This window comes from Actinomycetota bacterium (assembly GCA_036280995.1).
In the GTDB taxonomy this organism is placed as follows: domain Bacteria; phylum Actinomycetota; class CALGFH01; order CALGFH01; family CALGFH01; genus CALGFH01.
This window is the reverse complement of the sequence record DASUPQ010000260.1, coordinates 1-2403: the sequence shown is the minus strand read 5'-3', so window position 1 is coordinate 2403 and position 2403 is coordinate 1. Positions and strand designations below refer to the sequence as shown.

The window sequence follows — 2403 nt, the reverse complement described above, 5'->3', positions numbered from 1 at the left end:
CCACCCGCTACTCCTACGTCACCGACCTGTCTGTCGACGAGGACACCGTCTATGCGTCGGCGAACGGTGAGGGCGGCGGTGTCTTTGACGGCCGCGTTGCCGCGGACCCCTACACCGGTGAGCTACGCTGGGTCGACACCTGTCTCGGTGCCACCTGGTCCATCGAGGTCGTCGGCGACCTGGTCTACTCCGGCTCGCATGCGCACGACTGCCGCAACACTGCCGGCGGGTTCCCCGAGATCTGGAACGTTCCGCCGCCGCTGGTGCGGCGGCACAACCGCCTGCTCGCCCAGCTGAAGGGCGGCGAGGACGCGCCGACCATCCAGCACTGGTTCCCGACCACCAACGGCGGCATCGTCGGGAAGCTCGGCCCGCGCGACATGGCCGGCACCGACGACCAGTTGTGGGTCGCCGGCGAGTTCACCACCGTCAACGGCCGGTCACAGTGGGGGCTGACCAGGTTCGGGCTCGCCCCGGCCGCTGCCAGCCACACCCCGGCGCGGCCGGTTCAGCCCAGCGCTGTCAGCGTGCGACCGGGCGAGGTCCGCGTCAGCTGGCCGGCCACCGAGGACTTCGACGACGAGCGGCTCACCTACACGGTCCTGCGCGGGCGCGACACGGGCTCGATGCAGCCGGTCGGGACCATCCAGGCCGACTCGAAGCCCTGGTACCGACCGACGCTCGCCTTCACCGACAGCGGGCTCGAACCGGGTGAGTCCTGGGTCTACCAGGTGAGCGCCGCCGACCCCTCCGGCCGGACCAGTCCGAGGTCCTGGGCCGCGTCGGTGTCGGTGGCCGGCGCGGCCAGCCCGTATGCCAACCGGATCCTGAACGACGGCGCCGGCCTCTACTGGCGGCTCGACGACGCCGCGGGCGCCACCCGGGCGACGAGCCTTGTCGGTTCCTGGGGCACCTACCGGACCGGTGTCACTACCGGGACGACCGGGGCGCTGGTGAACGTCGACCCGCAGAGCCCCGCCGTCGCGACCAACGCCACGGCCGCCGGCGTCGTCGGCAGCGACGAGGTCATGCCCGGGCCGCAGACGTTCAGCGCCGAGGCGTGGTTCAAGACCACGGCCGGGACCGGTGGGCGGCTGCTCGGGTTCGGCGACTCCGCCCTGGGCACCTCCAGCCGCAACGACCGGCAGGTGTACATGCTGCGAAACGGGCAGCTGAGCTTCGGCGTCGCCAGCGGCGGCCCGCGCGTGGTGACGAGCCCGCGGCCATACAACGACGGTCAGTGGCACCACGTCGTCGCGACCCTCGGTGCCGCGGGCCAGCGGCTGTACGTCGACGGGCGACTAGTGGCGCAGAACGCGGCGGTCACCTCGGCTCTGGCCTACAGCGGCCACTGGCGGCTCGGCGGTGACAACCTGGACAACTGGCCGAACGCCGGGAGCCGCTGGTTCAACGGGCAGCTGGACGAGTTCGCCGTGTACGCCTCGCAGCTCTCCGCCGGCACGATCGCGGCCCACCACGCACTCGACGCACCGGACACGCAGGCACCGTCGGCCCCGACCGGCCTGTCGGTCGCGGTGTCGGGCTCGGCGGCGGCGCTGTCATGGAGTGAAGCCACCGACAACGTGGCGGTGGCCCGCTACGAGGTGCACCGTTCGGCGGTGCCGGGCTTCGCTCCCTCGGCGGCGACCCGGGTCGCCACGGTGACCGGCACCTCCCGCACCGAGGACGACGTGCCACCGGGGACCTGGTACTACCGGGTGGTCGCATCCGATCCCGCGGGCAACCGCGGCGCACCGTCCGCGCAGGTCGAGGCCGTCGTGGAGGAGCCACCGGTCGAGCCGGTGACCGTGACGCTGGCGCCGGCCGCCGACGCGTGGGTCGACTCCACCGCACCGACGACCAATCGTGGCAACGCATGGGGCTTGTCCTCCGACGGCGCTCCGGAGCAGGCGGCGTACCTCCGGTTCGACCTGCCCGACGCACCTGCGGGTACGGCGTTGCGCGGCGCCATACTGCGGTTGTCGACGACGGCCAGCACCTGGTCGGGATCGGCCAGCGAGCATTCGGTCAGCGTCACGGACGGAGCGGCGTGGACCGAGTCCGGACTGACCTTCCAGAACCGCCCCGCGGTGTCCGGGTCGCCGATCGGTTCCGTGGCGGCCGGCACCAGCAGCGATGCGACCTACCAGGTCGACCTGTCCGTGGCGCAGCTGCAGGCCCGGCTGGGCGCGGCGGCCACCCTGGTGCTGTCGACGCAAGGCGCCGACGCGATCCAGGTGTCGTCGAAGGAGCAGCCGACGCCCGCCGGCCGACCCCAGCTGGTTCTCGACTTCGGCTGACCCTTCGGCCGGAGTCCTCAGGCCCGGAGTCCTCAGGCCCGGAGTCCTCATGTTGGGCGGAAGCGGCTCACCCGCGCGAATGCCGGGCTCGTGTTCACCCTGG

The 2403-nt window shown here is 72.5% G+C and carries 1 protein-coding gene; it reads left to right on the top strand.

Annotated elements, in window-relative coordinates:
- Positions 1-2300 (top strand): LamG-like jellyroll fold domain-containing protein (locus VF468_08755; protein ID HEX5878396.1); only part of this gene is annotated, 2300 nt, incomplete at its 5' end.
- Positions 2301-2403: the final 103 nt, after the last annotated feature.